A 26791-nucleotide genomic window follows, 5' to 3' on the forward strand; every position below is an offset into this window, starting at 1 on the left:
AGTAGCACATCCGCCTCAGATCGACAAAAGCGCGGGCACCTCAGCCATATCGCGGAACACCTCCGCTCCCAGCGCCGCAAGCTTCCGGCCGCCTCCGTGCGGCGCGTGACCGAGACAGCGCATCCCCGCACGCACCGCGGCGGTGACGCCGCTGCCGCTGTCCTCGATCACAAGGCAGTCGCGCGCCTGCACGCCGAAGTGGCTGGCCGCGGCCAGGAACAGCCCCGGCTCCGGCTTGGCCACGCCCAGCGAATGGGCCGAAAACATCGCCTGCGGATGGAACCGGTCCCACAGGCCGTTCTGGCCCAGGGTGATGCGCATCTTCTCCTCGCTGCCGTTAGAGGCGACGCAGACCGGGATGTCCTTGGCATCAAGCCGCGCCAGCAGCTGCGGAATGCCCGGTGTCAGCGGCACCCCCTGCTTCAACCGCGCATAGGTCTCGGCGTAGACTTCGCGGGTCCAGTCCTCCGGCAGGTCCGCCCCCAGGTTGCGGGCCTTTTCCATGACACCGGCCATGGTGCCGCCAACAAAATACGCCATCGACTGCTCCATGGTCAGCTCCAGCCCGTGCCGGGCCAAATTTTCGATCAGCGCCTGATTGGAGGCCGGCTCGCTGTCGACCAGCACGCCGTCGCAATCAAAGATCACCAGTTTCGGGGTTGGAAATGTTTTGGGCATCAAAAGCGCCTTTGCCGGAATAAACCTGTTCTGGGCCACAGGTTTATTCGGCAATCAGGCCCCCGGCAAACAGGACACCGCGGTTTTTCGCCGGCTCGATCACAAACCAGGCCGGATCTGAAAAAGGCGGAAACAAAAAATGCAGGGGAGGCCCCTGCATTCAATTCTTGCAACGGTCTGGCTAAACTCAGAACTTGCAGCGCTTTTTCTTGGCCAGAGCAACCAGCACTTCATGGCGCTTGTTTGCCGCGTTCATGGCCTCGTTTGCGTTGGAGTAATTGCCGATAACCGCCGGCCAGAACAGGATCGCCGCCGCCACATTGGCGCCGGATGCGGTCTTGCCTTTCTTGGCCTCGGCGCGGATCTCGTCCAGCTGGCCCATCTGGGTCTTGATCTCGTCGCAGGTCAGCGAGGCATCGTCGATGTTGTTGGTGGTCACAACCTCAGGAGACACGCAGCCGGCCAGGAACAGCGAACCAGCGGCCAGCAGGCCAAGGAATTTTCCAGTTTTCATATGAAACCCTCTGAAACCGCCAGAATTGACGGAAGTTTGATTGAAATCACGGGGCTGTTACATCCCTAGGAATGATTGCGCAAATAGAAAATCAATTATTTGGGGAAAGCGCCCGTCTGGCTCCGGACCTGTTTTACTGCCGCCACATCAGCGAAATATGGGTATCGCCGTATTTGCGGCTGTCGTGCAGCTCGAATCCTTCCGGGGCGGCCATCGGCGCGCTTTCCTCCCAGACCACCAAAGCGTCCTCCGCCACCCAGCCGCCAGATACGGCAGCGGCAAGGGCCTTCTCCCCCAGGCCCTTGCCGTAGGGCGGATCGAGGAAGATCAGATCGAACGGCGCCCCCGGGTTTTGTCCCAGCTTCAGCGCATCGCGGCGTATCAGGGTGCAGCGGTCCCCGGCCCGGCAGATGCTTATATTCTTGCGGATCAAACCGGTGGAGACGCGGCCGTCATCGACGAATACCACCTCTGCTGCGCCGCGCGACAGCGCCTCAAGCCCCAGCGCGCCGGTGCCCGCGAACAGGTCCAGAACCCGGGCGCCGGGGATGGCGCCGGTGTGCATCAGCACATTGAACAGGCTTTCGCGCACACGGTCGGTGGTGGGGCGCAGGTGCGCGCCCGCATCCCCCTTTCCCACCGCGGCCAGTGCCCGGCCGCGGAACTCCCCTGCGATGATCCTCACGCCTTCAGCAGCGGCTTCAGATCGGCAGAGGGATCGGCAACCACGGTCTTGTCCGCGGTCTTGCCCATGTCGATAAGCCGCTTGGCCACCATATAGGCGCGCGGATCGTTCATCGCGTCGACCGCGACCAGCCGGTCGCCGGCAAAATACCAGAACGAGACCTGCCGGCCGTCGCCCTGGCGGGTGACCACGTTGTCATAGCCGGTGTTGAGGCCCGCGATCTGCAGCTTGACGTCGTATTGATCCGACCAGAACCACGGCGTCGCGATGTAGTCCTTTTCCGACCCCAGCATGTTCTGCGCCACAACCTCGGCCTGGTCGATAGCGTTGGGCACGCTTTCCAGACGGATGCGGTTGCCCTGGAACGGGAAGGAGGCGCAATCGCCCGCCGCCCAGATGGACGCAACCGAGGTGCGCCCTTGCGCGTCCACCTTGATGCCGTTGTCCAGCTCCAGACCGGCCATCTCCGCCAGTTGCGAACACGGGGTGATGCCGACGCCCACAACGACAAAATCCACCTCCAGCACCTCGCCGCCGCTCAGCACCGCGCGGGCCACCTTGCCGCCCTCACCTTCCAGCCGCTCCAGGCCGGTGCTCTCGCGGATATCGACACCATGAGAGGTGTGAAGCTCGCGGAAGAAGTCCGACGTTTGCGGCGCTGCGACGCGCTGCAGGATGCGGTCTGCCATCTCGAGCAGGGTGACCTGCACTCCGCGCTTGGCGCAGACCGCAGCCGCCTCCAGCCCGATGTAGCCGCCGCCGACGATCAGCGCGCGCTTGCCTTCGGTCACATGCGGCGCCATCGCATCGACGTCCGTCAGGCCCCGCACCACAAAGACGCCGTCCAGATCGCCGCCGATCGCCGCCGGCAGGCGGCGCGGGTCGGAGCCGGTGGTCAGCGCCAGCTGGTCATAGGCGATCACCTCATCCCCCAGCGAAACGGTCTTGGCCGCCGGATCAATGGCGGTGACCCGCTGGCCCAGCTTCAGGGTGATGTTGTTGTCGGCATAAAAGCTCTCGGGGCGCAGGAACAGCCGCTCCACTTCCATCTCGCCCAGCAGATAGGCTTTGGACAGCGGCGGGCGCTGATAGGGCAGCGCTGCTTCCGCGCCGATCAGGGTAATCTCCCCCTCGAACCCGTCTTTGCGCAGCTTTGCCACCAGCGAGGCCCCCGCCTGCCCCGCTCCAATCACGACGATGTGGGACATCTCTGCTTGCCTCCCGCAATAGTTCCCGTCACGCTTCCAACGGACCCTATATACCGGGGGCCCCAAAACGCAATCATGAGAAAGAGGAACGTGCGATGATTTCTGTTGGAGACCAGCTGCCCGACGCCGTGCTGACGCGGATCGGAGACGACGGGCCGGAGCAAGTTCAGCTGTCAAGCAAGCTGAAGGGGCGGAAAGTGGTGATCTTTGCGGTTCCCGGCGCCTTTACCAGCACCTGCCATTCCGCTCATGTGCCCAGCTTTATCCGCACCAAGGACCAGTTTGCCGCCAAAGGCGTCGATGAAATCATCTGCCTGGCCGGCAATGACCCGTTCGTGATGTCGATCTGGGGCGACAACACCGGCGCCACCGATGCCGGGATCACCATGCTGTCGGACGCCGAGTGCACCTTTACCGAGGCGGTCGGCATGCGCTTCGATGCGCCTCCCGCCGGCTTGATCGGCCGCTCTCTGCGCTATGCGATGCTGGTGGAAGATGGCGAAGTGAAGATCCTCAACAAGGAAGAAAACCCCGGCCAGTGCGAGCTTTCAGCAGGCGAAGGCTTGCTGGAGTCGATGGGCTGAGGGCTGGATTTCTGCGGCTGCCAGTGCTGGCGGCCGCAGCTGCAAACCCTTAACAATTCTTGAAAAATCAGGTCAGCACCTCTGCCGCAATGTTTCGCGCGCGAAACATTTGGACAGGGCTGCTGACCTTTTCTGTCATATCCCGCAGCTCAGGTCTGCGGCTCGCCGTAAAGACCGTCCATCTTGCGCGCCAGCTTGGCATCCTGAGAGCTGATGCCGTCCACGTCGTGCGTGGTCAGCACCACCGTCACCCGGTTGTAGACATTGCTCCATTCCGGATGGTGGTTCCATTTCTCCGCCCAGATCGCTGCGCGGGTCATCCAGCCGAAGGCATCGGCGAAATTGCTGAACTTGAAGGTCTTGGTGATGGCATCACGGCCGTCCACCATCTCCCAGCCAGTGGCGAACAGCGGCTCCAGCAGCGGGCCGCGGGTGGCGTCGGACAGTTTCTCCGTCATTCTTGCTCCTCCACATGCGCTTTGCGGAACGGGCCGTACTCGGTCAGGATTTCGATTTCTTCCTCGGTGGCGGCCCGCTCAGCCTCGAGGTAGCGTCCGACGGCCCCGGCAAACCCGGGATCGCCGATCCAGTGCAAGCTATAGGTCTGGCACGGCAAATAGCCGCGCGCCAGCTTGTGCTCACCCTGCGCGCCGGCTTCGATCCGGTCAAGCCCCAAGGCAATGGCCAATTCTATGGCCTGATAGTAGCACAGTTCAAAATGCAGGCACGGGTGGTTCTCGACACAGCCCCAGTAGCGCCCGTACAGAGAGTCCCGGCCTATGAAGTTCAGCGCCCCTGCCACATAGCGCCCATTCCGCCACGCCAGAATCAGCGCAATGTCCTGCGCCAGCGTGCGGTGCGCGATGTCAAAGAACTGCCGGGTCAGATAGGGAGATCCCCATTTGCGCGCGCCGGTATCCTGGTAGAACTCCCAGAATGCCTCCCAATGCTCGGGCCGCAGGCTGCCGCCCTGAAAGACCTGGATTTCGCCGCCAAAGCACTGAGCTTGCATCCGCTCCTTGCGGATGTTCTTGCGCTTGCGCGACGACAGCGCCCGCATGAAGCCCTCAAAATCGCTGTACCCCTGGTTTTGCCAATGGAACTGCTGGGTGGTGCGCAGCATCAGTCCCATTTCCTCGCCCAGCCGCGCCTCATCCGCAGTGCAGAAGGTCACGTGCAGCGACGACAGGTTGTTGTCCGCCGCCAACTGCACGGAGCCCTGCAGCAGTGCCGAATGGCCGATGCCGTCAAAGCCGGGGCGCACCAGGAAACGCCGCCCGGTCACCGGCGTGAAGGGCACCGCAATCTGCAGCTTGGGGTAATAATGCCCGCCCGCCTGCTCATAGGCATGCGCCCAGTTGTGGTCAAAGATGTACTCGCCCTGGCTGTGCCCCTTGGCATAAAGCGGCGCGCAGGCGATCAGGCGGCCGTCCTGATACGCAGTCAGGTACTGCGGCTGCCAGCCGGTGCCCGGCCCGACAGAGCCGCTGTCCTCCAGCGCACTCAGGAACCGGTGGGTGGTAAAAGGGTCGTAAGGACGGCCCCCGTCCGCCACTTCCGGACAGGCGCAGGCATCCCACTCCGCCGCCGCGACCTGCGACAGCGACGACAGCACCCTGATTTCGATTTGCGCCTGGGACATGCCTTTCCTCCGCACCACTTCACAGATGTGGGGTGCCCCCCAGCCTGATCAAGATGTTAGCGGCGGCAGGTACTGTTCAAAGGTCACATTGTCGGCAAAGGCGCGGGCCGCGGCCGCTTCTGCTGGCGAGGTCACGGTCCAGCACAGAACCGGAACCCCCTGGTTGCGCAGCGCCTGCACACGCGGCCGGGCCAGATCGCCGGCTTCGTGGCTGATAAAGCTGGATCCGGTGCGTTCAAAGTCCGGGATCGCGCGCAGGTCATCGCACACCGCCCTGGCCAGCTCCGGCCAGTCCGCCGGATCGTAGGCGCTGGTGGTCAGCCCGCGCGGAAGCTCCGGGGCCAGGCGGGCCAGTTCCGCGACCGAATGCGGGTTGAAGGACATCAGCGCCACCGGGCCGCCGTAGCCGGCCAGCGCCTTGGCCACGGCCTGTTCAAGCACACCGTCAGTGACGCCCATCCGGCCGTGCTGATCCTTCAGCTCAATCAGCAGCGGCACCTGGCCGGCCACCAGCTCCAGCACTTCGCCGAGGTCTGGAATGCCCTCGCCATCACCGCCCTTCAGCGGAACGGCGCGCAGCTCCTCGCAGGTGCGCGACCGGACCGGACCGGTGGCCTCAGCCAACCGGTCCAGGCTCTCGTCGTGAAAAGCCATCGCGCAACCGTCGCTGGACAGCTGCAGGTCGATTTCAATCCCGTAACCCGCGGCCAGCGCCGCGCGGATTGCCGCACGGCTGTTCTCCGGGCGCCCGTCGGCGGCATCATGCAAGGCCCGATGGGCCAGCGGCACGCTCAGAAAGGCTGCAGGCAGGCCGGGTCTCATTTGATCTGGAAGACGCCGTCGATTTCGACCGCAACGCCCAGCGGCAGCGAGGGCGAGCTGACGGCAGAGCGCGCGTGGCGGCCAATCTCACCCAGCGCTTCGACCAGGAAGTCGGAGGCGCCGTTCACCACCTGCGGCTGCTGGGTAAAGTCCGCGGTCGAACTGACAAAGGCCCCCAGTTTGACGACACGGACCAGCCGGTCCAGATCGCCGCCGCAAGCTGCCTTCAGCTGCGCCAGCAGCGCAATAGCGCAGCGCTTGGCCGCGGCCTGCCCGGCCTCGACATCCATGTCTTTGCCCAGGGTGCCGGTGATCAGCCCGTTTTCATCGGACGGGATCTGGCCGGAGATATAGACCATATCGCCCGCGACCACATACGGCACATAGTTGGCGGCCGGTGCCGGCGCGTCAGGCAGGGTCACCCCCAGCTCTTTCAGTTTCGCTTCGATGCTCATGGCCGAGTTCCTCCGAGTCTTTGCTGGCCGGGACGCTACCCGGCGCGGCGGCTTTCGGAAAGAGCAAATGCGAAGCCCCCGCGCGCCTTTCCGCCCCTTGGCCGCAGCAGTGGAGGGAAGCCGGTGTCATGCAGGGAAACCGGCCATGAAAAACCGGTTTCCCTTGGCCGGTCTCCGCGCCGGTTTCCGGGGCGCCTTCAGCTTTCGCGGAAGGCTTTGACGAAGTAATCGGACAGCGGCTTGATCAGATAGGCCAGCGGCGAGCGGTCGGCGGTGCGGATGTAGCTTTCCACCGGCATCCCCGGGATCAGCACCGTGCCGGCAGGCAAGCGGCCGCGCTCACCGGGATTGAGCTCAATCTCGGCGCGGTAATAAGACGCCCCGCTGCCCTGATCCTCAAACGCATCCGCCGAGACCTGGGTGACATGGCCGAACAGTTCTGGCGTGCTGCGCTGATCCAGGGCGGAAAAGCGCAGGGTCACTTCCTGGCCTGTATGCAGCTGGTCGATATCGGTCGGCGCCACCTGCGCCGCAATCACCAGCGGCCGGTCCTGCGGCACCAGGTACAGCACCGGATCGGCCGGCCGTATCACCGAGCGCGGCGTCTGAACCTGCAGCCCGTAGACGATCCCCGACACTGGCGCGGTGATATCCAGCCGCTCCAGCCGCTGCCGCAGCGACCGGCGGGTTTCGGCCAGCTCAACCTCCTGCGAGCGCAGGTCCCGCAGCCGGGTGATCGCCTCTTCGCGCTGTCCTGTGGCCAGTTTCAGGATCTCAATGTCGATTTCGGTGATCCGCCCCTCAGCCTGCGCCTCCGAGGCCACCAGCTCGCCCAGCTGGCCCTCCAGATTGGCCAGGGTGCGGCGCAGGTTCAGCACCGTCGCAGCCTGTGCAAGGCCGCGGTCCAGCAGCGACTGCTGGTTGCTCAGTTCCTCGTCGATCAGTTCCAGCTGAACCTTCATGGACTGCTGCTGCGCCTGGATGCCGCGTATCTGCTCTTCGATCTGGACCCGGCGCTTCTCCAGCTGCTCGATCTCGCGGGCCGTGGTGGCCCTGCGAGCCTGGAACAGGCGCTGCTGGCCCTCCACCAGATCCTTAACATCCGGCTGGGTTTCAACCGCTTTCAGCAGTTCAGGATCGAAAGTGATTTCTTCAGCCTCGTCCCGCTCCGCCTCCAGCCGGCCGCGGCGCGCCATCAGCTCAAACAGCTGGCCTTCGGTGATCACCAGCTGCGAGGTCAGCTCATTGGCGTCCAGCCGGATCAGGGTGTCGCCCTCCTGCACGGTGTCGCCTTCATCCACCAGGATTTCCGCGACGATGCCGCCGTCCAGATGCTGCACAACCTGGCGGTTGCGGTCGACCTCGATCCGGCCGGAGGCAACCACCGCACCGGAAATCGACGACAGCACCGACCAGGAGCCAAAGCCCCCCACCAGCACCACAAGCGCGATCAGTCCGATAATCAGCGGCCGCCGCGCGGACCAGGTGCCATCGCCGCTCATCGCACGCCTCCCGCGCTGGTGGCCTGGCGGATGTTCTGATGGTTGGCGACCATTTCCTGCAGCACCTTGTCCTTGGGCCCGAAGGCGGTCTGAGTCCCTTTGTCGATCACCAGCAGCATATCACACTCCTGGATCGCAGCCGGGCGGTGCGCCATGATCAGCACCGAGCGGCCCTCCGCCTTGATCTGCTTGATCGCCTGGTTGAGCGCGATCGAGCCTTCGTTGTCGAGGTTGGAGTTCGGCTCGTCGAGGATCACGATCACCGGATCGTCGAACAGCGCCCGGGCCAGGCCGACCCGCTGCATCTGACCGCCCGACAGCCGTCCGCCGGAGGCGTTCACCCGCGTGTCGTAGCCTTCGGGAAGCTTCAGGATCATTTCATGCGCAGCGGCCTTGCGGGCAGCTTCCACCACCTTTTCGGCATCCGGGCGCTGGTCCAGGCGGGCAATGTTCTGGGCGATGGTGCCGTCAAAGACCTGCACCCGCTGCGGCAGATAGCCGATATGCCCGCCCAGCACGTCCGGCGCGTATTGGTCCAGCGACGCGCCATCGAGCCGCACCGAGCCGGCAGCAGGCCGCCAGACGCCGGTGAGCGACCGCGCCAACGTCGACTTGCCGGATCCGGAGGGGCCGATCACGCCGATCGCCTGGCCTGGTTGCACCCGGAAATTCACATTGCGCAGCAGCGGCGCATTGCTACCCGGCGGCACCACCGCCAGCCCCTGCACCTCCAGCAGCGCCTTGGGCTTGGGCAGCGCGGTGCGCAGATCCTCTTCCGGCACCTTGTCCAGCAGCTCCGCCAGGCTGTGCCAGCCCTTAAGCGCCCGCTGCACCAGCGGCCATTGCCCCAGTCCCAGCTCAATCGGCGCCAGGGCGCGGCCCATCAGGATGGAGCCCGCAATCATCGCCCCCGGCGTCACCTCGCCCTGCAGCACCAGATAGGCGCCCAGCCCCAGCATGGCCGACTGCAGGAACAGCCGCAGCGTCTTTGTCAGCGTGGTGAAGCCGCCGCCGGTGTCATTGGCCGTGACGCTGTCCGCCAGCGCCGCGTCGCGGGCCTGTTTCCAGCGCTCGAAGGAGGCCCCGCGCATGCCCATCGACTGGATCATCTCCGCCTCGTTGCGGATTTCCTCGGACATCAGGTTGGCCTTGTGGCCGGTCATGTTCGCCTTCTGCATCGGCAGCCGGGTGAACAGCTGGTTGAAGACGGCAATGATCACCAGCACCGCCCCGCCCCCCAGCGCCAAGAGGCCCAGCCAGGGATGGAACAGGGCAATGCCCGCCAGGAAAACCGGCGTCCACGGAAGGTCGAATGCAGCCGTCAGCACCGGCGAGGAGATCAGCCGCTGCACCGATTCCAGATCGCTGAGGCCGGTTTGCGCGGCCGGGTCCTGCGCCACTGCCGAGCGGCGGATCATCGCGTCGAACACCCGTTTGTCCAGCGCCGCCTGGAACCGCGCGCCCACCCGCGCCATGATCCGGCCGCGGGCATAGTCCAATAGCCCCATCATGCCGTAGAGGAAGACCACCAGCAGCGACAGCGCCAGCAGTGTCGCCTCCGAGCGGCTGCCCAGCACCCGGTCATAGACCTGCATCATATACAGGGGCCCGGTGAGCATCAGCAGGTTCACGAAGAAACTGAAAATGCCAGTGAACCAGTAGAGGTCCCGGCTCTGCCGCCGCACGGCACGCAGTTCCTCATAGCCATTCTTATAAACACTTTTACTCATGGGCAGACTGCACTAGTGGTTCCTTAGCTTCGGGTCAGGGCTGGGTTGCATCATGTCCTCGGTTGTATCAGTTGTGACACAAGCAGGTAAAAAAATGCAATCAGACTGGAAAACGGCGGGAGAACCCTTATTTGCCCTCCGAACGCGCCGGCGCCAGTATTAATTGGACACTTAACCGAATGCCCTACATGTTGCGACCGCATAAATTTCTGTTTGCGCTGATTTTTGCCGCCTTCGCTGCAGGCTGCGCCACCCAGGATCCAGTCGCCCGGGCCTCCGGGGAAGTGTTCGACCCTTACGAGAAGACCAACCGCACCGTTCACGCGTTCAACCGCGGCGTCGACCGTCTGGCGTTCCGGCCCGCCTCCAAAAGCTATGTGGCGATCGTGCCCGCGCCGATGGTGACCAGCTTCTCGCATTTCGCCGAGAACCTGTCGATGCCGGGGCAGATGGTCAACGCGCTGCTGCAGGGCGATCTGAAGCTGGCGGGCAATGCGTTCTCGCGCTTCGTGATCAACTCGACGGTGGGCTTTGCGGGCCTGGCCGATCCGGCCAGCGAGTTCAATGTGCCGCCGGTCGATACCGATTTCGGCGAGACGCTGCACGTTTGGGGCGTTGGTGAGGGCGCCTATGTCGAACTGCCGTTCTTTGGCCCCTCCACCTCCCGCGATGCGGCGGGGATTGCGGTGGATTTCTTCACCAACCCGCTGGGGTATGTCGAGCAGAATACTGCCGACAATATCAGCATTTATGCGGAGATCGTGCGCCGCATGGGTGATCGTGGCAACTATTCCGACACGATCGATTCGATTCTCTACGAGAGCGCCGACAGCTATGCGCAATCGCGCCTGATCTATCTGCAGAACCGCCGGTTCGAGCTGGGCGAAGGCGAAGAGATACAGGAAATCGACCCGTTCGAACTGAACACCGAAGGATTCTGAAGATGGACCGCCGCAATTTCATGATAGGTGCCGGCGCCGTGCTGGCCACGGCGCCGCAAGCCCTGTGGGCGCTGAACGAAAGCAGCGCCAGCACGCTGATCAACAGCTTGGTCACCGACATCAACCGGGTGATCGCCTCCGGCAAGGGCGAGAGCGCGATGTACCGCGACTTTGAGCGGATTTTTCAGCGCTACAGCGACACTTCCTATATCGCCGCCTACGCTCTGGGCGCGGACGGGCGCCGGGCGTCCTCCGCCCAGAAACGGGCGTTCTCCAAGGCCTTCCAGGGCTACATCTCGCGCAAATACGGCAAGCGCTTCCGCGAATTCATCGGCGGCAAGCTGGAGGTGCGGGGCGTCAAGAAGGTGAAGAAATGGTATGAGGTGAGCACCATCGCCTACCTCAGGGGTCAGTCGCCGTTTGAGGTGACCTTCCTGGTGTCGGACCGCTCCGGCCGGGATCTGTTCTTCAACATGTTCATCGAGGGTGTGAACCTGCTGCTGACCGAACGCACCGAGATCGGCGCAATCCTCGACAGCAAGCGGGGCGACATCGACGCCCTGATTGCAGAGCTGAAACGGCTGAGCTGACGCGGCCCCGCCGCTGGACTTGAAAAAGGCTCCCTGCGGGGAGCCTTTTTTGTTGCGCTTGCTGTACCGGTCCACACCCAGCGGAGCACACCCGCCCGCCGCTGCAGCATCAAAGTCGCTTGGCTCCCTTTGGGGCCGGAGCCGGGCGGGAGCGCCTCGGGCCAGCGGCCTGTCAGTTGCCCAGGATGTCGCGCAGGATGTTGTCGACCGCCCGGCCCAGCTCCTTGCCCAGGTTCGGGCCCTGGCGGCGGCGGCGCTCGCGCCGGGTCTGTTGCGGCGGCGGGGCGATCGGGGCGGGTTCCAGCATCGGCAGCGGCTTGGGCTCCAGCCCCTCGTGCACGCGCACCATGGTTTCCTTCCAGATCTCGGCCGGCAGGCCGCCGCCGGTCACACCGGACAGCGGCGTGTTGTCGTCATAGCCCATCCAGACACCAGCCACGTAATCCGCGGTGAAGCCGATGAACCAGGCATCCTTGGCCGCCGAAGTTGTGCCGGACTTGCCCGCCGCCTGCCAGCCCGGGATCTGCGCCCGCTGGCCGGTGCCGCCGGCAATCACCTTTTCCATCATCCAGACCAGCTGCTGCGCCGCCTCGGTGCGGATCACCCGCTCGCCGATGCCGCCGCTGGCGCCCATCAGCGCGTTGCTGTCCTCGACCAGCTTCAGCTCGGTCACCCCGTAGGGCGTCACCGAGGAGCCGCCGTTGAGGATGCCGGCATAGGCCCCGGTCATCTCCAGCAGGCTGCTTTCCGAGGCGCCAAGCGCCAGCGCAGGCCCTGCGGCCAGGTCGCTGTCGATGCCGAAATCCCGGGCGACCCGGCTCACCTTGTCGCGGCCCACGGCCTCGGAGATCTTGACTGCGGGCACGTTCAGGGAATCCCGCAGCGCCCGCGCCAGTGTTACCTCACCGTAGAACTTGCGGGTGTAGTTGTCCGGGCACCACTGGCCGGAACCGGGAATGTTCAGGCAGTATTTCGCGTCCAGCACCCGGTCATAAGGCGAGTAGCCCAGTTCCAGCGCGGTCGCATAGACAAAGGGCTTGAAGGCCGACCCGGTCTGCCGCTTGGCCTGCGTAGCGCGGTTGAACACGCCCGAAACCCGGGTCTTGCGGCCGCCCACCATGGCGCGCACCGCGCCATCGGCGCTCATCACCACAATTGCCGCCTGTGCCTTGGAGCCCTTGCGCACCTTATTCTCGAACACGTGCTTCAGCGCTTCTTCAGCCGCCGTTTGCAGGCGCTGGTCCAGCGTCGAGCGGATCACCACGTCCTCGGTTGTCTGATCGCCCAGGAAGTCCGGGATGGTGTCCATCACCCAATCGGCAAAGTAGCCGCCTGCCCGTGCTGCCGCGGCCTCGCTCAGCCCAGCCGGGTTGTTCTGGTTCTTCTGCATCTCGGCAGTGGTCAGATAGCCCTGCTCCTGCATCAGCCGCAGCACGGTGGCGGCCCGGTCCTGAGAGCGCTGCAGGTTATTGGTGGGCGCCAGCGTGGACGGCGCGGTCAGCAGACCGGCCAGCATTGCACCTTCCGCCGGATTCAGCTGGTTGGCCGACTTGCCGAAATAACGCTGCGCCGCGGCCTCAGCCCCATAGGCGCCGCCGCCCATATAGGCGCGGTTCATATAAATCGAGAGGATCTCGTCCTTGGTGTATTTGGCCTCCAGCGCCAGGGCAAACACCGCTTCGGTCGCCTTGCGCCACAGCGAGCTTTTGCGGCAGTCGGCCTCATAGGCGCTTTCACTCTTCCATTCGGCCGGGTCGTACTCACGGCCCAGGCACAAGAGCTTGGCAGTCTGCTGGGTGATGGTGGAGCCGCCATGGCCGGACAGCGGGCCGCGGCCTTCGCTTAGGTTGATCCGCACGGCGCTGGCGATGCCGCGCGGCGAAATGCCGAAATGGCGGTAAAACCGCTTGTCTTCGGTCGCGACAATCGCGTTCTTCAAATGCGGCGAGACGGTATCCGCCGTCACCACACCGCCGAATTGGTCGCCGCGCCAGGCAAAAACCTCGCCCTCGCGGTCCAGCAGCGTGACCGATCCCCGCGCCCGCCCGTCCAGATAGGCGGAGACGTCCGGCAGCTTGACGTACTGAAAGGCCACCGCCAGGCCGACCAGCAGGCAGACCACCATGCCAATGCGCCAGGTAAAGCCCCAAGCCAGCCGGAACGCCCAGGCAAAGGGCGCCAGCAGCAGGCCGATGACCCCGCGCTTTCTGGGCGCGGGCCTGGCGCGCGTCTTTTTGCGGGCGAACAGGCCGAACAGCCCGGGCTTCTTTGTCTTGCGCACGGGTTTCTTGCGCGCAGTTTTTTTCGCGGCAGAGGGCTTCCCCTTGCCGCCCGCGGTATAGCGTTTTTCTGCCACCAGAGGCTTGCGCCCGGATCCTTGAGCCATCGTCATTTCCTGCCCGGTTTGCCCGTTTGCCGCGACAATACTCTGCCTGCCGCGGTTTGTAGAGGGGCAGAATCCGGACCTTTCCCCTTTTGCCAGATGGCCGGTTTTTAAGCGAACCGGGCAAAAGGCGCAAAATTATTGTGCGCTCGCAGAAAGACGCGCGGAAACTCGCTGGGCCTTTCTTTGCAAGACTCGGATCGCCGGTTTTGCTGCAAGTGCGAAATGCATCGGCATGGGGCCGGCGTGAAGCAAATGCAGGGGATGCTGAGATGAAACTGATCATAGCTGCCATCAAGCCCTTCAAGCTGGACGAGGTCCGCGAAGCGCTGACCTCGCTGGGTGTGAGCGGGCTGATGGTCACCGAAATCAAGGGCTTTGGCGCCCAGGCCGGGCACACGGAAATTTACCGCGGCGCCGAGTACGAAGTGAATTTCGTGCCGAAGCTGAAGCTGGAGCTGGTGGTGCCCGCGGATCAGGCCGAGGCGGCCGTCAGCGCCATCGCCGAGACCGCCCGTACCGGCAAGATCGGTGACGGCAAGATTTTTGTTCTGGATGTGGAACAGGCGGTGCGGGTGCGCACCGGCGAAACCAACCTCGAGGCGCTGTAAGCGCGCCCGGCACGGAGGAAAGACATATGACGCAACTGAAACTCCCTTTGGCAGCCCTGGCGCTGACCGCGCTGCCGGGCCTGGCACTGGCCCAGGACGGCCCCGCCCCGGGTGTGAACCCGGCGACCGATACCGTGTTCATCCTGAACTCGCTCCTGTTCCTGATCGGCGGCTGCCTGGTATTCTGGATGGCGGCGGGCTTTGCCATGCTGGAAGCAGGCCTGGTGCGCTCCAAGAACGTGACCATGCAGCTGACCAAGAACATGGCGCTGTTTTCGCTGGCGGCGGTTTTCTACTGGCTGATCGGCTATAACCTGATGTATCCGCTAGGCAACTGGGCAGTTGACGGCGTGCTGTCCGGCGTCTTTGGTCCCGGTGTGCTGGAGGCTGTGGGGATCACCGCAGAAGGGGCAGATGATTATTCCTACGCCTCCACCGGCTCGGATTTCTTCTTTCAGCTGATGTTCTGCGCCGCCACCGCCTCGATCGTGTCGGGCACCTTGGCCGAGCGCATCAAGCTGTGGCCCTTCCTGATCTTCACCATCGTGCTGACCTCGGTAATCTATCCGTTCCAGGCCAGCTGGAAGTGGGGCGGCGGTTTCCTGGAGGAGATGGGCTTCTTGGATTTCGCAGGCTCGACCGTGGTGCATTCGGTGGGCGGCTGGGCCGCGCTGACCGGCGCGCTGATCCTGGGCCCGCGCATCGGCAAGTACAAAGACGGCAAAACCATCCCTATGCCCGGTTCCAACCTGGCGCTGGCAACTCTTGGCTGCTTCATCCTGTGGATGGGCTGGTTCGGCTTTAACGGCGGATCGCAGCTGGCGATGGGCTCGATTGGCGACGTGGCGGACATCTCTCGCATCTTCGCCAACACCAATGCGGCCGCCGCCGGCGGTGCCGTGGCGGCACTGGTGCTGACCCAGCTCTTGTTCCGCAAGCCTGACCTGACGATGATCCTGAACGGCGCGCTGGCGGGCCTGGTGGCGATCACCGCCGAACCGCTGACCCCGGGCCTGGGCCTGGCCACCCTGATCGGGGCCATCGGCGGCGTGATCGTGGTCTTTGCGGTGCCGTTCCTGGACAAGCTGCAGATCGACGACGTGGTCGGCGCCATCCCGGTGCACCTGATCTGCGGCATCTGGGGCACCGTGGCCGTGGTGCTGTCGAACCCCGAAGCCAGCCTGCTGACCCAGCTGACCGGTATCGCCGTGGTGGGTGTGTTCACCGTCGCTGCCTCGGCCGTGGTCTGGATCATCCTGCGTGCCACCATGGGCATCCGGGTCGAGGAAGAGGATGAGGTCAACGGGCTCGACATGGCAGAGCTGGGCATGGAGGCCTACCCGGAGTTCTCGCCGAGCTGATTTTACAGCCCTTGAACCAAAAGCGCGGCGCCTGCTTCAGGCGCCGCGTTTGCATTTGGCCGAGACACCAATTCAGCAGCCCAACCCCTAGACCGATCATCCGCCAAGGATTGGCAGCACGTTTCCGGTGTATAAAGCGGACTTTGAAGTGATCAGCCCGGCCGCTCCGCCGAAGCCTTTGATGCAAGCTGCGGTTCCTGGCGAAGAGGCCCTGAAATGAAGCCAGCGGCCGATTTCTTGTCACGGATTCGCTCCGCATTATATCTTTGGCCCAGAGGCGCGATGACCTTGGTTTACAAGTTAGCTACAGCCGTTCCTTCGAATGACCGAAGGCACGGCAGTTTTTTGAGGAACGGATCATCCGGCCTTGCTACGGGCTGCTGACAGGCAATTCCGGAGAGGGCAGATCCCGCGGCGGGTCAAGGGGGCTCGGATATGAAACCCAATTTTATTATTGCCGGTGCTCCTAAGTCCGCGACTTCCTGGCTGGTGAATGCGCTGAAGCGCCACCCTGATACCTACCTGCCCCGAAGCGAGCTGCACTTTTTCAATATCAAAGAAAACTACGCACGCGGCTTTGACTGGTACTGCGGGAAATTCGATCCTGGGAAGGGGCGGCGCGCCATTGGCGAAAAAACTCCGAACTACATGTGGATTACACCGGCCCCGCACAAAAGCCGCTTCGGCACCCATCTTCCAGACATCCATAAGGCCATTCATGGCCTGCTTCCAAACGTCAAGCTGATCTTTGTGCTGCGCGACCCGGTAGACCGCTTGGTCTCGGCTTTCAACCATTACCGCAGAAGCGGGCAGTTTTCACCGTATTGGGACTTGGAAGATGTTGTCTTTGGCCGCAAGGCCCATCTGGGTGAGAAATACGGCCTGATCGACATGGGGCTTTATGCGAAACACCTCGAGGCCTATTATCAGCTGTTTGACCGAAGCCGCTTGAAAGTGATCATTACCGAAACCGACATCAAAGGCGCTGCGGATAAGACTCTGATGGATATCTGCCGGTTTCTGGATATTGATCCCGCACATCCGGAGATGAACCCAGGAAAGGAAGTTAATCCCTTTGACCCCATCCGGGTCTCGCAGGCCTACCTGAACTATCTCAACCCGTTTCCGAATGTGAAACCGCTCAAGCGTGGCGCGCGGTTCGCCTCAAAGATCCTAAAGGGGCCACCGCTAGAAAAATATAAACCGGACGAGAATATCCTGAAGCAAATCGCTGCAGTCTATGCCGAGCCCAACCAAGAACTATTCACCTTGATTGGGCGGCAGGATGTGGACTGGAAGTAACCCGCCCCGCGGGACAGTGCAGCCTGCACGCGGGCTGCGCCAAAAGGCGCAACCCGAGGTTTGTGAGCTGCATTAAACGCCGGCGTCGACAATCGCCTTGGCCAGCACCGGCACGGTCTGTGCATTCAAACCAGCAATGTTCAGGCGGCTGTCGCCGACCATGTAGATCCCATTGTCGACCCGCATCTTCTCGACCAGATCCGGCGTGGTGCCCAAAAGCGAGAACATGCCGCGGTGCTGGGCAATGAAGCTGAACCGGTCGGAGCCGGTCAGCCGCTGCAGCTCATCCGCCAATTGCTGGCGCAGGCCGAGCATGCCGAGGCGCACCTCTTCCAGCTCTGCCGCCCAGTCGGCGCGCAGTGCGTCGTCGTTCAGGATCATGGTCACCAGACGGGCGCCGTGGTCCGGCGGGAAGGAGTAGTTCTGCCGGTTCAGGAACGCCAGTGTGCCCTGGTTCAGCGCCTGCGCGGAGGTATCGTTGGAGACCGCCACCAAGAGGCCGGTACGCTCACGGTAGATGCCGAAGTTCTTGGAGCAGCTTGCGGCGATCAGCGTTTCCGGGCAGCTGGAGGCCACCAGGCTTACGCCCAGCGCATCCTGTTCCAGACCGTCGCCAAAGCCCTGATAAGCGATGTCGATCATCGGAATCAGGCCGCGCTCGTTCAGCAGCGCGATGACCTCTTTCCACTGCACCTCATTGAGGTTGGCGCCAGTCGGGTTGTGGCAGCAGCCGTGCAGCAGCACCACGTCGCCCTTCTCAGCGCCCTTCAGGTCTTCCATCATGCCGTCGAAGTTCACGCCGCGGGTGTCGCGGTCGAAGTAGCGGTAGACGACGGTTTCGATGCCGACATACTTGAGGATCGAGACGTGGTTCGGCCAGGTCGGATCCGACACAAAGACGCGCGCCTTGGGGTTGGCCATCTGGATCAGCTCAAACGCCTGGCGCACCGCACCGGTGCCGCCGGGAGTGGCCGCCGCCGCGATGTTTTCACGCGCCACCGCATCGCCCAGGATCAGCTTGATCATCGCGTCCGAATAGGCCGGATCGCCCGCCAGGCCGACATAGGCCTTGGTGGTCTGCTCTTCCCACAGCTTGTGCTCCGCTGCCTTGATCGCGCGCATCACCGGGGTGACGCCCTCGGCGTTCTTGTAGACGCCGACGCCAAGGTCGATCTTATCCGCGCGCGGGTCGTCGCGGTACATCTGCATCAGCGCCAGGATCTTGTCGGCGGGCTGGGGTTTCAGGGTCTCGAACATCAGTTCTCTCCGGTAGCAACGGGAAGGGTCGGGAAGGCACCCCACTCCACCCAGGACCCGTCATAAAGCGAATGATCGGTCTTGCCGGTCCGCTCCAGGGCGAGGCTGAGGATGGCGGCGGTGACGCCCGATCCGCAGGAAGTAATTGCAGGTTTGCTCAAATCGACACCGGCGCTTTCAAAGGCGGCGCGAATGCCCTCGGGATCCTTCATGGTGCCATCTTCATTAAGCACCTGGCCGAATGGCACGTTCTTGGAGCCCGGGATGTGGCCCGCGCGCAGGCCCTCGCGCGGCTCCGGCGCGTCGCCGCGGAAGCGTTCAGCGGAGCGGGCGTCGATGATCTCATGATCGCCCAGCTTGGCGGCGGCAGAGACCTGGGTCACGTCGCGCACCATATGATTTTGCACCCGCACCGTCATATGGCGGTCGCGGATCACCGGCGGCAGGTCCTCAACCGGATGGCCCTCGGCCTGCCACTTCGGGAAACCGCCGTCCAGCACCGCAACATTTGTCTGGCCCATGAGCCGGAACAGCCACCAGACACGGGCCGCCGAAAACAGGCCCGCGCCGTCATAGATCACCACCTGGTGACCGTCGCCCACGCCCATGGCGCGCAGCTTGGACATGAACTTCTCAACCGGCGGCACCATATGCGGCAGGTCGGAGCGGTTGTCGGAAATCTCGTCAATGTCGAAGAACCGCGCGCCGGGGATGTGGGCGGCCTCATACTCCGCCCGGGCGTCGCGGCCCTGTTGCGGCAGATACCATGACGCGTCCAGCACCCGCAGATCCGGGTCCTTCAGATGGGCGGCCAGCCAGTCCGTGGAAACCAGCGTCTTCGGATCGTCCTGCATCAAAGCGTCTCCCTATCTGCACATAGCGCCATGGGTACATCCGGCAGCACAGCGGTGCAAGGTATCCCCGCTCTCTACCTGCGGTTACAAAATTCTTGCGGGCCTTTAACGCGCCGGCAATAAACGGGGACCATTGTTTGAGCTTGTTATTGCAGAGGCGTATTGCCATGCCCGGTATTCGACGCATTTTTTCAGCCCTCCTCGTTTTCCTTTCGCTGGCCAGCCCCCAGGCGCTGCGCGCAAGTTGCGTGGAAATTGGAAAAACTTGCATAAATGACAATGACTTGAAGGCGCAGATCAGGATCGGGAGCCATACACCGGACTTGCAGGGGCTGGAACGGTTCACGCATCTGAGGGAACTGACACTGATGGCCGATCTGCGGTTTGACGCGCCGGTCGACCTGTCGCCGCTGGAGGCATTGCCCGGGCTGGAGCGGCTGGCGCTGGTCAGCATCACCGCGCCGGACCTAGCACCGCTCACCCGGCTGCCGGGGCTTAAGCGGCTGAGCCTTGATTCTGTGCACGCGCCGGACTTCAACCCGCTGGCCAGCATGGCCGGGCTGGAGCACCTGTCGGTCTGGGGCATTAAAGAGGTCACCGATCTGTCCTTCGCGCGCGGTCTGACGCGGCTGCAAAGCCTGAACATCGCCGATTCCGGCGTCACCAACCTGAGCCCCCTGGAGGGTCTTCAAGAACTGGAGGTCTTTCTGGCCTTCAACACACAGGTCTCCGACCTGAGCCCGCTGGCGGCCGCAAATCTGCGGGTGGCCTGGATCTCCAATTGCCCGGTCGAAAGCGTCGCCACACTGGCCGCCTCGGACCGGCTGGAGATGCTGCGGGCCGATGGCACCCGGCTGCAAAGCCTGGAGGGGCTGCAGAACAAGCCGGCGCTGCAAACCCTGATCCTGTCGGACACACCGGTGGCGGAGCTGGCGCCGATCGCGGATGCGGCCAGCCTGAATGAACTGGCGCTGGACGGCACGAAGGTCAGCGATCTCTCACCGCTGACCGGATTGAACGCGCTGCGCAAGCTGACCCTCAAGGGCACCGCGGTCACCAGCCTGAAACCGCTCGCGGGCAAGAACCTGCGGGAGCTTTCGGTGACCGATACGGCGGTCGCGGACCTGGACGGGGTTCAGGATATGCACGACCTGTGGGAGCTCAGCATATCCGGGACCGGCATCCGCGATTTGACCCCGCTCACCGGATTGAGAAAGCTTGCCATTCTGCGGGTGATCGGCCTGCCTGCCGCGGCGCTGCAACCGCTTTTGGAGATCGACAGCCTGCGGATCGTCTTTGCCGGCCCCTCGCTGACGTCGCGCAAGCGACTGCTGGGCCGGGAAAAGATCACGGAATACATCACCGGCCATCAGTGATCCGTCAGGTCCTACCGGCCTTCCCGGCCTCTGCCGCGGCATCAGGCTGGTTCACTGGCGGTTTCCCAAGACCTCAGGCCACCACCCGCAAGCGCGGCGGTTCCGGCCGGGCCGCCGCCTGCCCCGCAGGAAACCGGTGCGCAAAGGCGAGGCCCGCCCGGATCACATGCGGGTCCATATGCCCGCCTGTCACCTCAGCGACGGCTTCGCGCGCCCCCGGCGTCTGGTCCCGGCGCATGTGGTGCAGCATCTGCAGCAGCGCCGCCTCATCCGGGGTCAACGTCCCGCGAAGCCCCAGGTCGAAGGGGTCGATGGACGCAAACTGCCGGTCGCGGCAGTCCAGCACCGCCCGCAGCAATTTCATAAGCGCGTGCGCCGCCGGCAGGCCGATGGCCTCGCCCCAGCGCTCCGCAGCCACCATGTAGGCCCTCTGCCACGCCTGGCTCTCCGGTGTCTCGTAACTCAGCAGAAACTGCCGCATGACCGGCAGCAGCCCGGTCTCAAAGGCGTCAAACCCATGCGCCGCCAGCCCGGCCTCGTGCGAAGGTTCCCTCATTCGCTTTCCCCTGGTGAAGTTTGGGCAGCAGGCGGGCTCTCCTCTCCGACCGGGCCTGATCCAGAGGCGAATCTGCTGGGCAGTATTTTTCTGACCTATTTAGTCAGGAAATGCAATAACCAGTGAGGATCGAACAGCGCCTTGCGGCGCTGGCCTGCGGCGGGAGTAGTTTCACAAAGGCGAAAGGGAGCCGTACGAGCGCTCGCCGGAGGCTTTACCGCGCGTCTTTCAACAGCCGCTGCTTCTGCCGGCCCCAGTCGCGCTTGGCCTGGGTTTCACGCTTGTCGTGCAGTTTCTTGCCCTTGGCGATGCCCAGCTTGATCTTGGCGCGGCCCTTGTGGTTGAAATAAATCACCAGCGGCACCAGCGTCATCCCCTTGCGCTGCGTGAGGTTCCACAGATCCGCCAATTCCTTCTTGGACACCAGCAGTTTGCGGCGGCGGCGCTCCTCATGCTTGAACACCTTGGCCTGCTCATAGGGCGGGATGTAGGAGTTCACCAGCCACAGCTCGCCATTTTCCACCGCAGCATAAGAATCAGCGATATTGGTGCCGTTGCCGCGCAGCGCCTTGACCTCGGACCCATCCAGCACGATGCCGCACTCGATGTCGTCCTCGATCGCGTAATCGAAGCGCGCCCGCCGGTTCTCGGCGATCACCTTGTAATTCGGGTCTGATGTCTGCTTTTTCTTGGCCATGGGCGGCAGATGTAAGGCCGCGCAGCGGCGGGCGCAAGATGGCGCTCACATCTTGCGGCTGCGCAGCAGCGTGAAAACACCACTGCCTACGACCACTGCGCTGCCGATCAGGGTCAGCGCATCGGGCTGCTCGCCGAACACCAGCACCCCCAGCACCATGGCAAAGACCAGCCGGGTATAGCGGAACGGTGCTATGACAGAGATTTCGCCCGCCCGCATCGCGCCCGACAAGGCGTTATAGGCAATAACCCCGATCACCGTCGCCGCCGCGATATCCAGCCAGTTGCGCGGGGCCGGCCAGACAGCGCCGCCGGTCCAGCCCAGCGCAATCGCGCCGGCAACCACCAGCATGGCAAAGCCCAGGAAACCCAGCTGATTGTTGCTCATATCCCTGGGTGCGGCGCGGGTGGCCAGATCGCGGCCCGCGAACCCCAGCGTGCCGGCCACCGCAAACAGCGAGGCAGGCTCAAACCCGCTGAGACCCGGCCGCAGGATCAGCAGCACCCCGGCAAAGCCCAGCCCGATCGCCAGCCAGCGCCGCCACCCGACGGTTTCACCAAAGAACACCACCGCGCCGGCCGCCACCACCAGCGGCGTCGCCTGCAAGATGGCCGAGGCTGAGGACAAAGGCGTCAGCGCAATCGCCAGTGTGTAACACAAGCGTCCTGCGACCTCTGCCACAGAACGCCACAGCATCGGGCGCGTGCCAAAGCCCGGGTGCCAGGGGGCGTGACCTTGCGCACGCGCCATCGCAGCAAAGAGCACCATACCGCCCAGGCCGAACAGGATCAGGATCTGTCCCACCGGCAGGCTGGCAGCGGCGGATTTGATGAACATGTCCTCCAGCGCAAAGGCCGCCATGGCCAGCACCATCAGAAGACTTCCGCGCAGCGTGTCCATTCCGGTGCTCCTCAAATCCCTGAACGTCAATGGCTTGGGCAAGTGGTAGGGAGCTGATCAACAATGCACAAGTGAAGCAATTCAATCCCGCTGCGTCAGACCCGCCTGCCGGTAGTGATGCATGTTCAGGAAGGCCGCACCGGTCTCCAGGCTGCGGTAGCCATGCGGCTGATCGGCGGCAAAGCGCAGGCCTTGGCCTGCCTCCAGCGCCACCCACTGGCCGTCTTTCAGCACCTCCATCGACCCATGCAGCACAAAGACTTCCTCGGTCACGCCGGTGTCATGCGGCTGAGACTGGTGGCTCTGGCCCGGCTTCAGCGTGACCTGAAAGGTCTCGGCGCCTAGCAGCGGGTCGAATGGAAAGACGATCTTGACCCCGATGCTGCCGGGGAATTGCACCGTTTCATAAACACCCGTTGCCGCGCTCACCGGCCGCGCCGCCTCTCCCAGCAGAGCGGTCAGCGGCAGGTGGAACCCCTTGGCGATTTTCCACAGCGTCGCAATTGTCGGGCTTGATTCGCCGCGCTCGATCTGGCCCAGCATCGCCTTGCTGACACCGGTGATCTCTGCCGCTTTGGACAGGCTAAGCCCCGCCGCAGACCGGATTTCCCGCAGGTTCAGGGTGATGCCGTCATCGCTCATTGTTTCTGCCCGTCAAAAAAGCCTTGTGCGCTATAACGCACGGCGTGTAGTGTGCGCTATAACGCACGAAACCCCTACCCGATCCGGCGCCAGAGGAAAACCCGCATGCTCAAGGATCTGAAACTGTCGCATATCGTATCCGGCGCCGTCGCGGTTCTGGTCGGCTACACCGGATCGGTCGCGATCATCTTTCAGGCGATCGAGTCGGTGGGTGCCACGCAGGCGCAGGCCAACAGCTGGATGCTGGTGCTGGGGCTGGGCACGGGCATCACCTGCCTGATTTTGTCGCTGATCTACCGGATGCCGATCCTGACAGCCTGGTCGACACCGGGCGCCGCGCTGCTGGCGGTCAGCCTCAATGGCGTCCCGCTGGCGGAGGCGGTGGGTGCTTTCCTCCTCTGCGCAGCCCTGCTGACCCTCACCGGCATCACCGGCTGGTTCGCCGCGCTCTCCCGGCTGATCCCCGACAGCCTGGCCAGCGCCATGCTGGCGGGCATCCTGTTCCAGTTCGGGCTTTCGGCCTTCACGTCGCTGCAAACCGACACTGCATTGGTCGCTGTCATGGGCCTTACCTTCCTTACAGGCCGCAAGCTGTTTCCCCGCTACTGTATCCCCGCGGTGCTCGCTGCGGGCGTAGCCTGGTGCGCAGGCACCGGAGCATTCGGCAACCTGGAAGCGCTGAACCTTACACTCGCCCTGCCTGAGTTCGTGATGCCCGCCTTCTCGCTTCCGGTGCTGATCGGCATCGGCCTGCCGCTCTACATCGTCACCATGTCCTCACAGAACATGCCGGGCGTGGTCGCGCTGAAGGCCTGCGGCTATGAACCTCCGGTCTCCGCCAGCCTCACTGTCACCGGCTTGGCCTCGCTGATCCTGGCCCCTTTCGGCGGCTTCGCCTTCAATCTCGCTGCCATCACCGCCGCCATCTGCGCGGGCCCCGAGGCAGACGAGAACCCGGACACTCGTTACCTGGCGGGCGTGATGACGGGCCTCGTCTACATCCTGGTGGGGCTCGGCGGCGCCACCGTCATCAGCCTGTTCTTGATCGCACCCAAGGCACTGATCGCTACTGTCGCGGGCCTCGCACTGCTGGCGACCATCGGCAACAGCCTGTCCGCTGCGCTGGCGGAGCCGCAGGGGCGCGAGGCGGCGCTGATCACCTTCATGACCACGGTCTCCGGCATCAGCTTCCTGGGAATCGGCGCGCCGTTCTGGGCGCTGCTGCTGGGGCTTGCGGTGAATCACTGGCTGAAGCCCCCCGAACCGGTCCCGGTCCGCGCCTGAGGAAACACCCCCAGAGACATTTCGCCACTGAAATCCGGCGCAAACTGCGCCAATATTACCGAAGAGAGCCCCGCCCGGTTGCCTTTATTGCGCAAATCGTGTCCCTGAGGGCAAAGACTAAGGGAACCAGCCTGATGCCAAAGTACCGATCCAGAACCTCCACCCATGGCCGCAACATGGCGGGCGCGCGCGGATTGTGGCGCGCCACCGGCATGAAGGATGATGATTTCGGCAAACCGATCATCGCCATCGTCAACTCCTTCACCCAGTTCGTGCCCGGCCACGTCCACCTCAAGGACCTGGGCCAGATGGTCGCCCGCGAGGTCGAGACGGCCGGCGGCGTCGCCAAGGAGTTCAACACCATCGCAGTGGATGACGGCATCGCCATGGGCCACGACGGCATGCTCTACTCGCTGCCCTCGCGCGAAGTGATTGCCGACAGCGTCGAATACATGGTCAACGCGCACTGTGCGGACGCCATGGTCTGCATCTCCAACTGCGACAAGATCACTCCAGGCATGCTGATGGCCGCCATGCGCCTCAACATCCCGGCGATCTTTGTCTCCGGCGGCCCCATGGAAGCAGGCAAGATCGACATCGCCGATCTGGACATGAAGAAGATCGACCTGGTGGACGCCATGGTCGCCGCGGCAGATGACAAGTTCACCGACGAGCAGGTCAAGCACATCGAGGAAAACGCCTGCCCGACCTGCGGCTCCTGCTCCGGCATGTTCACCGCCAACTCGATGAACTGCCTGGCCGAGGCGCTGGGGCTGGCGCTGCCGGGCAACGGTTCGACGCTCGCCACCCATGCGGACCGCAAGGAGCTGTTCCTGGAAGCAGGCCGCAAGATCGTCGAGATCACCAAGCGCCACTACCAGGACGAGGAAAAGGGCTTCCTGCCGCGCGAGATCGCCACTTTCGAGGCCTTCGAGAACGCGATGAGCCTCGATATCGCCATGGGCGGCTCCACCAATACCGTCCTGCACCTGCTGGCCATCGCCAACGAGGGCGAGGTGGATTTCACCATGTCCGACATGGACCGTCTCAGCCGCCGGGTGCCCTGCCTGTGCAAGGTGGCGCCGAACATCCACAACGTCCACATGGAGGACGTGCACCGCGCGGGCGGCATCTTCTCGATCCTGGGCGAGCTGAGCCGCGCCGGGCTGCTGCACGAGGATTGCCACACCGTGCATACCGCCACCATGGGCGAAGCGATTGCCAAGTGGGACATCAAGGTCGCCAACAATCCGGAGGCTGAGGCGCTGTTCAAGGCTGCCCCCGGCGGCGTGCGCACCACGCAGGCGTTCTCCCAGGCCAACCGCTACAAGGAGCTGGACACCGACCGCGAAGGCGGCGTGATCCGCGCCAAGGAGCACGCCTTCAGCCAGGACGGCGGGCTTGCTGTGCTGTTCGGCAACATTGCCCGGGACGGCTGCATTGTGAAGACCGCGGGCGTCGATGAGCACATCCTGAAGTTCACCGGTTCCGCCTATGTCTGCGAAAGCCAGGACGCGGCGGTGAACGACATCCTGACCGGCAAGGTCAAGGAAGGCGATGTGGTGGTGATCCGCTACGAGGGCCCGCGCGGCGGCCCGGGGATGCAAGAAATGCTCTACCCGACCTCTTACCTGAAATCGAAGGGCCTCGGCAAAGCCTGCGCGCTGCTGACCGACGGCCGCTTCTCCGGCGGCACCTCGGGCCTGTCGATCGGCCACGTCTCCCCCGAGGCAGCCGAAGGCGGCACCATCGGCCTGGTGCGTCCGGGCGACAAGATCGAGATCGACATCCCCAACCGCACGATCCACCTGGCGGTCTCCGACGAGGAGTTGGCCGCGCGCCGCGAAGAGCAGGACGCCAAGGGCTGGAAACCGGCCGAGCCGCGCAAGCGCAAGGTCTCCAAGGCGCTGAAGGCCTATGCGCTGCTGGCCACTTCTGCCGCCAAAGGCGCCGTGCGCGCGCTGCCTGACGAGGACTAAGGCAGGACACTCGCAGGGAGATGCCAAACCCGCCGCTCAAACGCGGCGGGTTTTCTTTTGCGTCCCGCGCCTGAGACCGCTTCTCAGCAAACTTCCTTCATCCGCAAAGCTCTCCCGCCCCAGCTATGGCCCGCTGGCTGACGCCAGCACGCCAAGCCGCGTTGGGCCAAGCGCCGTGCTGACGCACGGCGCGCCTCCGGCGGGAGTATTTGGGCAAAGGTGAAGCCGGATGGCCAAT

At 63.9% G+C, this 26791-nt stretch carries 26 protein-coding genes; 9 read left to right on the top strand and 17 right to left on the bottom strand.

The genetic code is table 11. The features are described from left to right. Window positions 1-15: 15 nt before the first annotated feature. The 4 genes from CAER_RS0111035 to CAER_RS0111055 form a co-directional block, all read right to left on the bottom strand. On the bottom strand, window positions 16-678 hold the full coding sequence (locus CAER_RS0111035) for an HAD family hydrolase (protein ID WP_027235416.1): 663 nt from the start codon (window positions 676-678) through the stop codon (window positions 16-18). 187 nt (window positions 679-865) lie between these two features. Next, window positions 866-1192, bottom strand: a complete 327-nt coding sequence (locus tag CAER_RS0111045) for a YgdI/YgdR family lipoprotein (RefSeq protein WP_027235417.1) — start codon at window positions 1190-1192, stop codon at window positions 866-868. 133 nt (window positions 1193-1325) lie between these two features. Then, on the bottom strand, window positions 1326-1877 hold the full coding sequence (rsmD, locus tag CAER_RS0111050; RefSeq protein WP_027235418.1) for a 16S rRNA (guanine(966)-N(2))-methyltransferase RsmD: 552 nt from the start codon (window positions 1875-1877) through the stop codon (window positions 1326-1328). After that, window positions 1874-3085, bottom strand: a complete 1212-nt coding sequence (locus tag CAER_RS0111055; RefSeq protein WP_027235419.1) for an NAD(P)/FAD-dependent oxidoreductase — start codon at window positions 3083-3085, stop codon at window positions 1874-1876. Before CAER_RS0111055 ends, rsmD begins: the two co-directional genes overlap by 4 nt. Window positions 3086-3180: 95 nt before the next feature. On the opposite strand from CAER_RS0111055, the gene CAER_RS0111060 reads away from it, so the two are divergent. Further along, window positions 3181-3669: a peroxiredoxin gene (locus tag CAER_RS0111060; RefSeq protein ID WP_027235420.1), complete on the top strand. Its 489-nt coding sequence runs from the start codon at window positions 3181-3183 to the stop codon at window positions 3667-3669. Between the two features lie 149 nt (window positions 3670-3818). Here CAER_RS0111060 and CAER_RS0111065 read toward each other — a convergent pair whose 3' ends face one another. The 6 genes from CAER_RS0111065 to CAER_RS0111090 all read right to left on the bottom strand — a co-directional run bounded on the left by CAER_RS0111065 (window position 3819) and on the right by CAER_RS0111090 (window position 9820). Continuing rightward, complete coding sequence (locus CAER_RS0111065) at window positions 3819-4127, bottom strand: 4a-hydroxytetrahydrobiopterin dehydratase (protein ID WP_027235421.1); 309 nt, start codon at window positions 4125-4127, stop codon at window positions 3819-3821. Beyond that, entirely contained in the window at window positions 4124-5311 is a 1188-nt protein-coding gene (locus tag CAER_RS0111070) for a GNAT family N-acetyltransferase (protein WP_027235422.1), read from the bottom strand. The genes CAER_RS0111065 and CAER_RS0111070 overlap by 4 nt, the downstream gene beginning before the upstream one ends. A 48-nt stretch (window positions 5312-5359) precedes the next feature. Beyond that, window positions 5360-6133, bottom strand: coding sequence for a glycerophosphodiester phosphodiesterase family protein (locus CAER_RS0111075; protein WP_027235423.1), 774 nt, complete (start codon window positions 6131-6133; stop codon window positions 5360-5362). Next, entirely contained in the window at window positions 6130-6588 is a 459-nt protein-coding gene (locus tag CAER_RS0111080; RefSeq protein ID WP_027235424.1) for a RidA family protein, read from the bottom strand. Before CAER_RS0111080 ends, CAER_RS0111075 begins: the two co-directional genes overlap by 4 nt. A gap of 197 nt (window positions 6589-6785) precedes the next feature. After that, a complete protein-coding gene (locus tag CAER_RS0111085; RefSeq protein ID WP_027235425.1) occupies window positions 6786-8090 on the bottom strand; it encodes an HlyD family type I secretion periplasmic adaptor subunit in 1305 nt (434 codons plus the stop codon). Further along, window positions 8087-9820, bottom strand: coding sequence for a type I secretion system permease/ATPase (locus CAER_RS0111090; protein ID WP_027235426.1), 1734 nt, complete (start codon window positions 9818-9820; stop codon window positions 8087-8089). Before CAER_RS0111090 ends, CAER_RS0111085 begins: the two co-directional genes overlap by 4 nt. Before the next feature lie 188 nt (window positions 9821-10008). On the opposite strand from CAER_RS0111090, the gene CAER_RS0111095 reads away from it, so the two are divergent. Together CAER_RS0111095 and CAER_RS0111100 are read left to right on the top strand one after the other, a co-directional pair. After that, window positions 10009-10761: an MlaA family lipoprotein gene (locus CAER_RS0111095; RefSeq protein WP_245597355.1), complete on the top strand. Its 753-nt coding sequence runs from the start codon at window positions 10009-10011 to the stop codon at window positions 10759-10761. Between the two features lie 2 nt (window positions 10762-10763). After that, the gene (locus CAER_RS0111100) at window positions 10764-11351 is read left to right on the top strand and encodes an MlaC/ttg2D family ABC transporter substrate-binding protein (protein WP_027235428.1); all 588 of its coding nucleotides are present in this window, start codon (window positions 10764-10766) and stop codon (window positions 11349-11351) included. Window positions 11352-11523: 172 nt separating this feature from the next. Here CAER_RS0111100 and CAER_RS0111105 read toward each other — a convergent pair whose 3' ends face one another. Continuing rightward, window positions 11524-13737, bottom strand: coding sequence for a transglycosylase domain-containing protein (locus tag CAER_RS0111105; protein WP_027235429.1), 2214 nt, complete (start codon window positions 13735-13737; stop codon window positions 11524-11526). A 269-nt stretch (window positions 13738-14006) separates the two neighbouring features. Here CAER_RS0111105 and CAER_RS0111110 point away from each other — a divergent pair, with 269 nt between their 5' ends. The 3 genes from CAER_RS0111110 to CAER_RS0111120 all read left to right on the top strand — a co-directional run bounded on the left by CAER_RS0111110 (window position 14007) and on the right by CAER_RS0111120 (window position 17008). Then, window positions 14007-14345 (top strand): P-II family nitrogen regulator, encoded by a 339-nt coding sequence (locus CAER_RS0111110; protein WP_027235430.1) that lies wholly within the window; start codon window positions 14007-14009, stop codon window positions 14343-14345. Between the two features lie 26 nt (window positions 14346-14371). After that, window positions 14372-15706, top strand: a complete 1335-nt coding sequence (locus CAER_RS0111115; RefSeq protein ID WP_027235431.1) for an ammonium transporter — start codon at window positions 14372-14374, stop codon at window positions 15704-15706. 435 nt (window positions 15707-16141) lie between these two features. Next, a complete protein-coding gene (locus CAER_RS0111120) occupies window positions 16142-17008 on the top strand; it encodes a sulfotransferase domain-containing protein (protein WP_027235432.1) in 867 nt (288 codons plus the stop codon). A gap of 72 nt (window positions 17009-17080) precedes the next feature. Here CAER_RS0111120 and CAER_RS0111125 read toward each other — a convergent pair whose 3' ends face one another. After that, window positions 17081-18265 (bottom strand): amino acid aminotransferase, encoded by a 1185-nt coding sequence (locus CAER_RS0111125; RefSeq protein WP_027235433.1) that lies wholly within the window; start codon window positions 18263-18265, stop codon window positions 17081-17083. Beyond that, window positions 18265-19119, bottom strand: a complete 855-nt coding sequence (sseA, locus tag CAER_RS0111130) for a 3-mercaptopyruvate sulfurtransferase (protein WP_027235434.1) — start codon at window positions 19117-19119, stop codon at window positions 18265-18267. The genes CAER_RS0111125 and sseA overlap by 1 nt, the downstream gene beginning before the upstream one ends. 284 nt (window positions 19120-19403) lie before the next feature. Here sseA and CAER_RS0111135 point away from each other — a divergent pair, with 284 nt between their 5' ends. Beyond that, on the top strand, window positions 19404-20495 hold the full coding sequence (locus CAER_RS0111135) for a leucine-rich repeat domain-containing protein (RefSeq protein ID WP_245597356.1): 1092 nt from the start codon (window positions 19404-19406) through the stop codon (window positions 20493-20495). A gap of 73 nt (window positions 20496-20568) precedes the next feature. Here CAER_RS0111135 and CAER_RS0111140 read toward each other — a convergent pair whose 3' ends face one another. The 4 genes from CAER_RS0111140 to CAER_RS0111155 form a co-directional block, all read right to left on the bottom strand. After that, window positions 20569-21051, bottom strand: coding sequence for a hypothetical protein (locus CAER_RS0111140; RefSeq protein WP_027235436.1), 483 nt, complete (start codon window positions 21049-21051; stop codon window positions 20569-20571). A gap of 214 nt (window positions 21052-21265) precedes the next feature. After that, window positions 21266-21748: an SsrA-binding protein SmpB gene (gene smpB, locus CAER_RS0111145; protein WP_027235437.1), complete on the bottom strand. Its 483-nt coding sequence runs from the start codon at window positions 21746-21748 to the stop codon at window positions 21266-21268. Window positions 21749-21793: 45 nt separating this feature from the next. Then, window positions 21794-22648: a DMT family transporter gene (locus tag CAER_RS0111150; protein ID WP_027235438.1), complete on the bottom strand. Its 855-nt coding sequence runs from the start codon at window positions 22646-22648 to the stop codon at window positions 21794-21796. Between the two features lie 81 nt (window positions 22649-22729). Continuing rightward, the gene (locus tag CAER_RS0111155; RefSeq protein WP_027235439.1) at window positions 22730-23290 is read right to left on the bottom strand and encodes a helix-turn-helix domain-containing protein; all 561 of its coding nucleotides are present in this window, start codon (window positions 23288-23290) and stop codon (window positions 22730-22732) included. Between the two features lie 105 nt (window positions 23291-23395). Between CAER_RS0111155 and CAER_RS0111160 the strand changes: the two genes are divergently transcribed. Both CAER_RS0111160 and ilvD read left to right on the top strand, forming a co-directional pair. Continuing rightward, window positions 23396-24574, top strand: coding sequence for a benzoate/H(+) symporter BenE family transporter (locus tag CAER_RS0111160; RefSeq protein WP_027235440.1), 1179 nt, complete (start codon window positions 23396-23398; stop codon window positions 24572-24574). Window positions 24575-24708: 134 nt separating this feature from the next. Further along, window positions 24709-26553, top strand: coding sequence for a dihydroxy-acid dehydratase (ilvD, locus tag CAER_RS0111165; RefSeq protein ID WP_027235441.1), 1845 nt, complete (start codon window positions 24709-24711; stop codon window positions 26551-26553). Window positions 26554-26791 lie beyond the last annotated feature (238 nt).

It is taken from the genome of Leisingera caerulea DSM 24564, from assembly GCF_000473325.1.
GTDB classification, from domain to species: domain Bacteria; phylum Pseudomonadota; class Alphaproteobacteria; order Rhodobacterales; family Rhodobacteraceae; genus Leisingera; species Leisingera caerulea.

What these genes read in the sequence shown, in the direction of transcription:
- CAER_RS0111075 (WP_027235423.1), bottom strand. Translation starts at nt 6,133, where the DNA reads ATGAGACCCGGCCTGCCTGCAGCCTTTCTGAGCGTGCCGCTGGCCCAT.
- CAER_RS0111070 (WP_027235422.1), bottom strand. Translation starts at nt 5,311, where the DNA reads ATGTCCCAGGCGCAAATCGAAATCAGGGTGCTGTCGTCGCTGTCGCAG.
- smpB (WP_027235437.1), bottom strand. Translation starts at nt 21,748, where the DNA reads ATGGCCAAGAAAAAGCAGACATCAGACCCGAATTACAAGGTGATCGCC.
- sseA (WP_027235434.1), bottom strand. Translation starts at nt 19,119, where the DNA reads ATGCAGGACGATCCGAAGACGCTGGTTTCCACGGACTGGCTGGCCGCC.
- CAER_RS0111160 (WP_027235440.1), top strand. Translation starts at nt 23,396, where the DNA reads ATGCTCAAGGATCTGAAACTGTCGCATATCGTATCCGGCGCCGTCGCG.
- CAER_RS0111105 (WP_027235429.1), bottom strand. Translation starts at nt 13,737, where the DNA reads ATGGCTCAAGGATCCGGGCGCAAGCCTCTGGTGGCAGAAAAACGCTAT.
- CAER_RS0111140 (WP_027235436.1), bottom strand. Translation starts at nt 21,051, where the DNA reads ATGAGGGAACCTTCGCACGAGGCCGGGCTGGCGGCGCATGGGTTTGAC.
- CAER_RS0111125 (WP_027235433.1), bottom strand. Translation starts at nt 18,265, where the DNA reads ATGTTCGAGACCCTGAAACCCCAGCCCGCCGACAAGATCCTGGCGCTG.
- CAER_RS0111090 (WP_027235426.1), bottom strand. Translation starts at nt 9,820, where the DNA reads ATGAGTAAAAGTGTTTATAAGAATGGCTATGAGGAACTGCGTGCCGTG.
- CAER_RS0111045 (WP_027235417.1), bottom strand. Translation starts at nt 1,192, where the DNA reads ATGAAAACTGGAAAATTCCTTGGCCTGCTGGCCGCTGGTTCGCTGTTC.
- CAER_RS0111110 (WP_027235430.1), top strand. Translation starts at nt 14,007, where the DNA reads ATGAAACTGATCATAGCTGCCATCAAGCCCTTCAAGCTGGACGAGGTC.
- CAER_RS0111100 (WP_027235428.1), top strand. Translation starts at nt 10,764, where the DNA reads ATGGACCGCCGCAATTTCATGATAGGTGCCGGCGCCGTGCTGGCCACG.
- CAER_RS0111080 (WP_027235424.1), bottom strand. Translation starts at nt 6,588, where the DNA reads ATGAGCATCGAAGCGAAACTGAAAGAGCTGGGGGTGACCCTGCCTGAC.
- CAER_RS0111095 (WP_245597355.1), top strand. Translation starts at nt 10,009, where the DNA reads ATGTTGCGACCGCATAAATTTCTGTTTGCGCTGATTTTTGCCGCCTTC.
- CAER_RS0111155 (WP_027235439.1), bottom strand. Translation starts at nt 23,290, where the DNA reads ATGAGCGATGACGGCATCACCCTGAACCTGCGGGAAATCCGGTCTGCG.
- CAER_RS0111115 (WP_027235431.1), top strand. Translation starts at nt 14,372, where the DNA reads ATGACGCAACTGAAACTCCCTTTGGCAGCCCTGGCGCTGACCGCGCTG.
- CAER_RS0111055 (WP_027235419.1), bottom strand. Translation starts at nt 3,085, where the DNA reads ATGTCCCACATCGTCGTGATTGGAGCGGGGCAGGCGGGGGCCTCGCTG.
- CAER_RS0111085 (WP_027235425.1), bottom strand. Translation starts at nt 8,090, where the DNA reads ATGAGCGGCGATGGCACCTGGTCCGCGCGGCGGCCGCTGATTATCGGA.
- CAER_RS0111060 (WP_027235420.1), top strand. Translation starts at nt 3,181, where the DNA reads ATGATTTCTGTTGGAGACCAGCTGCCCGACGCCGTGCTGACGCGGATC.
- CAER_RS0111120 (WP_027235432.1), top strand. Translation starts at nt 16,142, where the DNA reads ATGAAACCCAATTTTATTATTGCCGGTGCTCCTAAGTCCGCGACTTCC.
- CAER_RS0111150 (WP_027235438.1), bottom strand. Translation starts at nt 22,648, where the DNA reads ATGGACACGCTGCGCGGAAGTCTTCTGATGGTGCTGGCCATGGCGGCC.
- ilvD (WP_027235441.1), top strand. Translation starts at nt 24,709, where the DNA reads ATGCCAAAGTACCGATCCAGAACCTCCACCCATGGCCGCAACATGGCG.
- CAER_RS0111035 (WP_027235416.1), bottom strand. Translation starts at nt 678, where the DNA reads ATGCCCAAAACATTTCCAACCCCGAAACTGGTGATCTTTGATTGCGAC.
- CAER_RS0111065 (WP_027235421.1), bottom strand. Translation starts at nt 4,127, where the DNA reads ATGACGGAGAAACTGTCCGACGCCACCCGCGGCCCGCTGCTGGAGCCG.